The organism is Roseobacter sp. TSBP12, from assembly GCF_009129705.1.
GTDB lineage: Bacteria > Pseudomonadota > Alphaproteobacteria > Rhodobacterales > Rhodobacteraceae > Celeribacter > Celeribacter baekdonensis_A.
In genome coordinates this window covers 58711-65529 of the sequence record NZ_PYIB01000045.1, presented here as the reverse complement: position 1 = coordinate 65529, position 6819 = coordinate 58711, and the positions used below count along the sequence as shown (strand labels likewise).

The window sequence follows — 6819 nt, the reverse complement described above, 5'->3', positions numbered from 1 at the left end:
GCTCCGGCGACCAAGGCGTTGATCCCGGTCCCGATGATAGCAATGTCTGTGGATGCGGTCATGGATATGTCTCCCGGATCAAGCGGCAGGGATGAGCGCAAGCGCCCGGATCGGCGAGCCGGTGCCCTTGACGATCTTGAGCGGTGCCGTGACAAGGATCGCGCCTTTGGCGGGCAGCTCCTTCAGGTTGGTCAAAGAGGCAAGGCCATAGCGGTTGTGTTTGTGCAGCAGGTTGTGCGCCGGGAACGGAATTTCAAAGCCGCCCGCAGCGCCAGCGTCGGTGCCAATACACTGGGTGCCCCAGCCAAGCGCTTTTTTCTCTTCCATCAGATAGGTGATGAGCTCTGCCGTCGGGCCAGGCGTATGTGGGCCGTTTTCATCTGCGTTGAGGTATTTGTCCTCATCCGTGTTGTATTGATCCCAATCGGTGCGCATCAGCACCCATTCGCCTTCTTTGATCTCACCATGCTCGGCTTCCCACGCCTTCACATGCGCGACGGTCAAAAGGAAATCGGGATTTTCGGCGGCCTCTCGGGAGCAATCAATCACATTGGCCGGAGCGACGAAGTTTTGCGGATTGATGGTGTCGACGGAGCCATCGGGGAAATCTTTGCCGGTGATCCAGTGGTGCGGCGCATCGTAATGGGTGCCGGAATGTTCGCCGAGTTTCAGCCAATTCCAAGCCCAAAACGGACCGCGGTCACCGTATTCGGAGATTTTGTGAATCTCAATTTTGGGTGTGTCGTCGGCGAATTCAGGCGGCAGTTTCAACAGCGGCGTATCTGGGCCGAGCGGGGCGGTGCAATCAACGACTTTGATGGACCCGTTCAGCAGACCAGCTGCGACGTTTGCAAGTGTTTCCTGGGTGGACATATGGGACTCCCTGTTGAGGTGAAGTGTGCTTTTTGATTATTAATATGCAAGTGCATATATAAGTTTTCTTCAAGTACAAAGTTTATTTTGAGATAAAAATCTTTCGCACCGCCGAGGGGGCGCGTGTGGAATCCTGTCCTGAAAAGGCTGTGATTTGTTTTGATCGCACGCTGAAGATGTCGAAAACTGCATGAAAACAAACAGAGTTTTGAGCGCATTCCAACGGGATCGGTTGAGAAGATTTGTCGCGACTGTGGTGGGGTAAACCACTGATTAAAATTTAAACAAACAAAAAAATACGGGTATTTAGAGTGATTTGAGTAGAATCAAACAGAAGGGCGCTCCGGGCATAGAACTGTCTCTCTGTGCAATGACCTTGGATTTAGGGCAAATAAGTTCCGGCGCCTCGCCCGCTGCCTGGCCTCTTGTCTATGGGCGCCGATGCCCGCCTTAGGTCTTTGAACGTCATATCCCACGCGCAAAGATTTACTTGAAGCCTAAAACATCATATGCAACTGTTGCGTCCAAGGGTGCGATGCACCCGCCCAATTTGAGAGGAGGACTATCCATGGCCGACAAAGTTGTTCCCGTCGTCACGCGTTCCACCGAACTGGATGACAGCACATTGCAATCCGGTGAATGCGTTCGCAAATCGGGTGTGAGCCCACAGCACACACCCGCCACCAAAATCTGGTTTGGGCGGGTCAGCAATGAACCCGGTCATCGCTCGCCGCCGCATCACCATGAGGAATGCGAAACCGGGGGCTATGTCCTGAAAGGTCATGGTCGCATCTATTTTGGCGAAGACTACAAAGAATATCTTGATATGTATGAGGGCGATTTCGTGTTTGTGCCGCCCTACATGCCGCATGTCGAAGTCAACATGAGCACCACCGAGGAACTTGTTTGGCTGACCTGTCGGACGCCGGACAATCTCGTCACAAACCTTCCTGATGTGCCCGACGAAGCCCTCGAAGGCTATCGTCGCGCGTAACATTCATCCCCTTGTCGTCTCCGGCGGATCATGCCCCGGAGACGTCCTATGAAAGGATGCTTTATGAAGCTTCTTCGCTATGGGCCGATCGGCTCGGAACGCCCCGCATGTCTGGATGCCGAGGGCCAAATGCGCGACCTCTCCGGTGTTGTCGCAGACATTAATGGCGAGAGCCTGTCACCCGAGGGCCTCGCCAGACTTGCCGCTCTTGATCTGACGGGTTTGCCCGTGGTTGAGGGGGCGCCGCGCCTCGGGTCAGCGATCGCACGACCGGGTAAATTTCTCTGTGTCGGCCTTAACTACGCCGATCACGCCAAGGAAACGGGCAAAGAACCCCCGACTGAACCGATCCTGTTTGCCAAGGCCTCGAACGCGATTTGCGGTCCAAATGATGATGTCGAAATTCCGCGCACGTCCGAAAAGACCGATTGGGAGGTCGAACTGGGCATCGTCATCGGCTCACGCGCAAAATACGTCTCGGAAGCCGAGGCGTTGGAGTATGTTGCAGGCTACACTTTGGTCAATGACGTCTCTGAACGGGCCTTTCAATCCGAGCGCGGCGGGCAATGGGTCAAGGGCAAAAGCCACGACACCTTTGGGCCTGTCGGCCCATGGATGGTCACGAAAGACGAATTTGACGACATTCAGAACATTGATCTTTGGCTCGATGTGGATGGTGAACGCCGTCAGACCGGCAACACCAAGACGATGATCTTTGGGGTGGCACATCTGGTCCATTACATCTCGCAATTCATGACGCTGGAGCCGGGCGACATCATTGCAACCGGCACCCCTCCCGGCGTCGGCTTAGGGATGAAGCCGCCGACTTTCTTGCGTGCCGGACAAGTGGTCACACTCGGCGCGGACGGGCTTGGGGAACAACGCCAACGGATGGTGCAAGCATGAGTATCAATTTCGAGACGGTCAAAAATGCCCTGACGGACTTGTCGGGCAAAACCGCGATTGTAACCGGCGCCGCGCGCGGGCAAGGCGCGATCGAGGCCGAGCTTTTGGCCACGGCTGGGGCCTCTGTGCTATTGTGTGATGTGCTGGAAGAGGACGGTGTGGCTCTGGCGGCGCGCCTAGGTGATGCGGGGCATAATGTGCGCTTCGCGACACTCGATGTGACCTCGGAATCGGCATGGTGCGCGGCCTTGGATCTTGTGCGGGATTGGACCGGGCGGCTTGATATCCTTGTGAACAACGCCGGGATCATCAATCGCAAAATCATCCGGGATATGTCCGTGGATGAATGGCGTAAAGTGATGGATGTGAATGCCACTGGCGCGTTCATCGGTCTCAAACATGCGGCGCCATTCATGGCCGAAACGGGGGGCGGCAGCATCATCAATATTTCGTCCAACAGTGGCTTTTCCGGGCATTACGACCCCGCCTATACGTCGTCAAAATGGGCGCTCCGGGGCCTGACACGTACGGCTGCGATGGAGTTCGCGGACATGGGCATTCGGGTCAATGCCATCTGTCCGGGGCTGATTGTAACGGACCTGAATCGCAGCTCGCCGCACCTTGCACCGATGATCAACCTGACGCCGATGCACCGCTCCGGTGAGGCCGACGAGGTTGCCCAATTGGTGCTGTTTCTCGCCTCCGAGGGGTCGGCTTTCATCACCGGAGAGGACTTTGTGATCGACGGCGGTTTTACCGCCGGGGCCGCGTATCGCCGTGTCGCCAAGGAAACCGGCCTGCTTTAATCCTGCCTGTTTCGACAAGACAAAAGCCCCCGGTCTCTCAGAGATCGGGGGCTTTGCTTTTGCGTTAGCGAATGCCAGCTTCGGCGAGAAGCGGCAGCACTTCATCGCGGAAATAGGGGAATTCCTCAACGTAGTCGACAAAGGACAGGGTGGTGCCCGCAAAGCCAGTGTCATGCAATTTGATGATGCCATCGGCCACTTGGCGCGGGGTCCCGATCAGCGGGAAGCCACCATGGCCAAGCGCCATCACATCGCGGATTTGCGCCAACAAATCATGCGGGAAAGACTGCGCGTGGGCGAACTGAAGATTCACCAGATTGTCGACGGCGGGCCAGTCGATTTCGCTCATGATCTTGTCGTGATAGGCGCGTGCCTCTTCTTCGGTGGGGCGGCAAATCACATGGCTGAACGTCAGCACACCCACATCGCGACCCTTGTCCGTTGCCTTTTGCTTGAGCTCTTTGATCTCATCGACGGAGCGGGTCAGGTCAATGGCCGGGGTGAACAGGTAATTGGCGTTTTGGGTGGCAAATTCACGCCCCAAACCGGAGCCAGCAGCGTTCAGGATTGGCACGCCCCCTTCGATGGGCCAAGGATCCCCCTTGACGCCTTTGAGGGTAAAGGACGCGCCGTCCCAATCAAAATGTTCGTGGCTGGTCCATAGTTTTTGAACGATGTCGAACCATTCCTGAGCGTAGCCATAGCGGGACTCGTGATCGTCGGGCAGTGTGAGCCCAAGCGCCTCATATTCCGGTTTGTTCCAGCCCGCGACAATATTGAGGCCCGCGCGACCCGCACCGATTTGATCCATCGTGGCGATTTGTTTGGCGACGACAACGGGGTGATTGGCCGCTGTGTGAATGGTGGCGAAGACTGAGATGTCTTTGGTGTTTGCCAAAAGTGCCGTGGCCCAGGTCACCGTCTCCAACACGCTGCCGTGGAAATCGGTTTCGCCGCCATAGCCGATCCAGCGGGCAATCGGCAAAATGAAATCCATCCCGGCCTCGTCAAGCATCTTGCCGAGCTTGAGATTGTTCTCCCAGCTGTTCACCCAGCGTTCCGGCGCTTTGCTGACCGTCATCCCAGAGGAGCAGTTGGATGAGAAGGTGCCGAGTTTGAACCCGTCCTTTTGAAACATTTTATTCCTGGTCATGTGCGGTTCTCCATGTTGGTTTTTGAATAGATTTTTGATTTAAAAATTCATTTAAAAAAGACGTTGAGTCAAGATAATTTTGCTGTGAAAACATGTTTAAACCGAAGCCGAAACCGGAGGTCCGCACATGTCGGGAAAAAAGGCCGCGCCAAAAAATATTGACTTCACATGGCACCTTGCCGCCGATGAGCCAGAGGTCGCGGCGACGGAATTTGAATTCGCATTGATGCGCACATTCGAAAGCTTTGGCCGCTGGCAATCTGAGTGTCTGGTCGCCTCTTCGGGCTATGTTGCCAGTGGCCCGGACAACGCGCTGCTCCATGTGATCCGCATGAATGATCGCGCCAAAACGATCAAAGAAATCGCCCGGCTGATGAACCGGGATGACATTCCTAACATTCAGTATTCTATACGGAAAATGGTTTCTGACGGGCTTGTGTCCAAACATGGATCAAGTCGAACAGGGGTCACCTACGCGGCCACGGATCAGGGGCGTGAGATCACTGATAGATACGCAGAGATACGCCGCAGTCAGTTGATTTCAGAGATTGCTGAATTGCCGGAATTCACCGCGCGGATGAAAGACGCGGTGCGGACGCTCAACATTCTTTCGGGACTCTATGAAGAGGCCTCTCGCGTGATCGCGACACATAGGCGCTGATTACGAGAAGCTACGTTAACCTTTGTGGCGAATGTCGAGCATGATGGAAATGCCGCGCGCCGCGTCGGACTCGGATACATCCGTGAACATTTCGTCAATCCAACTGAGATGTTCAGCCGTCATTTCATCCATCAAAGCACGGCCTTTGTCGGTGATCCGCACCAGAAAAGCGCGGCGATCTGATTCGAGAGTTAGCCGCTCCACAAGCTCCTCATTCACCAACCGATCCACCACACCGGTGACATTGCCATTGGACACGACAAGATGCTGCGACAGCTCGCTCATTTTCATGCCCTCCGGTTCCGAATGAAGAGCGGCCAAGACGTCAAAGCGGGGCAGGGTGGTGGCATAGCCTGAGCGAAGGCGCTCACGCAAAGATCCCTCGACGTGGCGCACGGCCTTGAGCATTTGCAACCAAAGCCGGAGCCTTTGACGCGCGAGCATTTCATCCTCAACCAAGTGGGTCTCTTGCGCAGTCATTTTTACCTATCCATTTCGAAGTATCGTACAAAACTTGTTTTAAGTATCAATTTATAGGCGCGCAGGTAAAGTGAAAACCCACATGAAATTCATATGGGTTTTTCTTTATCAGGACTATGCGGCTAACGCTGTTGTAATGTTTTTTAGTTCAGTTTCCGTGGCTTGCCATCGGCATCAATCGCAACAAGCACCACATCAGCACTCATAATGAGGGTGCAATCCGTGTCCGGCTCGGCCCAAGCGGAAAGAAACAGGTTAAAGGAACTGTTGCCGCGTCGTGTCAGGTCGGCATGGATCGCAAATTCCGCGCCAGCGGCGAGGGCGGCGTGAAAGGTCAGCTCTTTGATCGACAGGATCAAGGCATCACCCTGAGAAATTTTACGGCCAGCAAGCCCCGCCGCCACATCCAGCTGACCCATGATCCACGCCCCGGTGACCGCCCCGCGTGGCGTGGCGTGGCTGTGCGGGGCGACAGTGACAAGGGTGGGGGCCGTGTCGGGGCGTTGAAGCGCCTCAGTCATGGGGTGTAATGTCATGGGGAATAACCGCCGTGGCTTCGATCTCGATCTTGGCGGCGTCCTCCATCAAGGCCACGACCTGAACAACGGCCATCGCCGGGAAATGACGTCCAATCACCTCGCGGTAAGCGGCCCCGAACGCCCGCAGGTTGTCGAGATATTCTTCTTTGTTGGTGATGTACCAGGTCAGGCGCACAAGGTGCTCGGGCTTTGCACCGGCCTGTTCCAGCACCGCCACAATGTTTTCGAGCGTCTGGCGGAATTGCCCCAGCATATCCAGATGCACCCACTCTTGCTGGGCGTTCCACCCGATCAGACCGCCCGTGAAAACCATCCGGCCTTCGGCCAAAAGACCGTTGGCATAGCCTTTGGCCGGAACCCAACCGTCGGGCTGGAGGAACATATGAGGTGTGAGAGCTGTCATGGTG

9 protein-coding genes are annotated in these 6819 nt (G+C 55.6%); 4 read left to right on the top strand and 5 right to left on the bottom strand.

The genetic code is table 11. From position 1 onward, the window contains the following. Window positions 1-78: 78 nt before the first annotated feature. Window positions 79-873 (bottom strand): cyclase family protein, encoded by a 795-nt coding sequence (locus C8029_RS13975; RefSeq protein ID WP_152003118.1) that lies wholly within the window; start codon window positions 871-873, stop codon window positions 79-81. Window positions 874-1441: 568 nt separating this feature from the next. On the opposite strand from C8029_RS13975, the gene C8029_RS13970 reads away from it, so the two are divergent. From C8029_RS13970 to C8029_RS13960, 3 genes are all read left to right on the top strand, one after another. Continuing rightward, window positions 1442-1867 carry a cupin domain-containing protein gene (locus C8029_RS13970; protein ID WP_009572548.1) on the top strand — a complete coding sequence of 142 codons (426 nt, stop codon included), beginning with the start codon at window positions 1442-1444 and terminating at the stop codon, window positions 1865-1867. Window positions 1868-1930: 63 nt separating this feature from the next. Continuing rightward, a complete protein-coding gene (locus C8029_RS13965) occupies window positions 1931-2773 on the top strand; it encodes a fumarylacetoacetate hydrolase family protein (RefSeq protein ID WP_152003117.1) in 843 nt (280 codons plus the stop codon). Continuing rightward, complete coding sequence (locus tag C8029_RS13960) at window positions 2770-3579, top strand: SDR family NAD(P)-dependent oxidoreductase (RefSeq protein ID WP_152003116.1); 810 nt, start codon at window positions 2770-2772, stop codon at window positions 3577-3579. Before C8029_RS13965 ends, C8029_RS13960 begins: the two co-directional genes overlap by 4 nt. 64 nt (window positions 3580-3643) lie before the next feature. Here C8029_RS13960 and C8029_RS13955 read toward each other — a convergent pair whose 3' ends face one another. Beyond that, a complete protein-coding gene (locus tag C8029_RS13955; RefSeq protein WP_152003115.1) occupies window positions 3644-4732 on the bottom strand; it encodes an LLM class flavin-dependent oxidoreductase in 1089 nt (362 codons plus the stop codon). Between the two features lie 127 nt (window positions 4733-4859). Here C8029_RS13955 and C8029_RS13950 point away from each other — a divergent pair, with 127 nt between their 5' ends. After that, window positions 4860-5393: a winged helix DNA-binding protein gene (locus tag C8029_RS13950; protein ID WP_152003114.1), complete on the top strand. Its 534-nt coding sequence runs from the start codon at window positions 4860-4862 to the stop codon at window positions 5391-5393. A gap of 15 nt (window positions 5394-5408) precedes the next feature. On the opposite strand, the gene C8029_RS13945 is transcribed toward C8029_RS13950, so the two are convergent. From C8029_RS13945 to C8029_RS13935, 3 genes are all read right to left on the bottom strand, one after another. Continuing rightward, window positions 5409-5873 (bottom strand): MarR family winged helix-turn-helix transcriptional regulator, encoded by a 465-nt coding sequence (locus tag C8029_RS13945; RefSeq protein ID WP_009572543.1) that lies wholly within the window; start codon window positions 5871-5873, stop codon window positions 5409-5411. Between the two features lie 143 nt (window positions 5874-6016). Continuing rightward, window positions 6017-6394 carry a hotdog domain-containing protein gene (locus C8029_RS13940; protein ID WP_009572542.1) on the bottom strand — a complete coding sequence of 126 codons (378 nt, stop codon included), beginning with the start codon at window positions 6392-6394 and terminating at the stop codon, window positions 6017-6019. Beyond that, entirely contained in the window at window positions 6387-6815 is a 429-nt protein-coding gene (locus C8029_RS13935; protein WP_009572541.1) for a RidA family protein, read from the bottom strand. Before C8029_RS13935 ends, C8029_RS13940 begins: the two co-directional genes overlap by 8 nt. Window positions 6816-6819 lie beyond the last annotated feature (4 nt).

Excerpts from the sequence above, each read along its gene's own strand:
- C8029_RS13945 (WP_009572543.1), bottom strand. The coding sequence starts at position 5,873 with ATGACTGCGCAAGAGACCCACTTGGTTGAGGATGAAATGCTCGCGCGT.
- C8029_RS13935 (WP_009572541.1), bottom strand. The coding sequence starts at position 6,815 with ATGACAGCTCTCACACCTCATATGTTCCTCCAGCCCGACGGTTGGGTT.
- C8029_RS13970 (WP_009572548.1), top strand. The coding sequence starts at position 1,442 with ATGGCCGACAAAGTTGTTCCCGTCGTCACGCGTTCCACCGAACTGGAT.
- C8029_RS13950 (WP_152003114.1), top strand. The coding sequence starts at position 4,860 with ATGTCGGGAAAAAAGGCCGCGCCAAAAAATATTGACTTCACATGGCAC.
- C8029_RS13965 (WP_152003117.1), top strand. The coding sequence starts at position 1,931 with ATGAAGCTTCTTCGCTATGGGCCGATCGGCTCGGAACGCCCCGCATGT.
- C8029_RS13940 (WP_009572542.1), bottom strand. The coding sequence starts at position 6,394 with ATGACTGAGGCGCTTCAACGCCCCGACACGGCCCCCACCCTTGTCACT.
- C8029_RS13975 (WP_152003118.1), bottom strand. The coding sequence starts at position 873 with ATGTCCACCCAGGAAACACTTGCAAACGTCGCAGCTGGTCTGCTGAAC.
- C8029_RS13960 (WP_152003116.1), top strand. The coding sequence starts at position 2,770 with ATGAGTATCAATTTCGAGACGGTCAAAAATGCCCTGACGGACTTGTCG.
- C8029_RS13955 (WP_152003115.1), bottom strand. The coding sequence starts at position 4,732 with ATGACCAGGAATAAAATGTTTCAAAAGGACGGGTTCAAACTCGGCACC.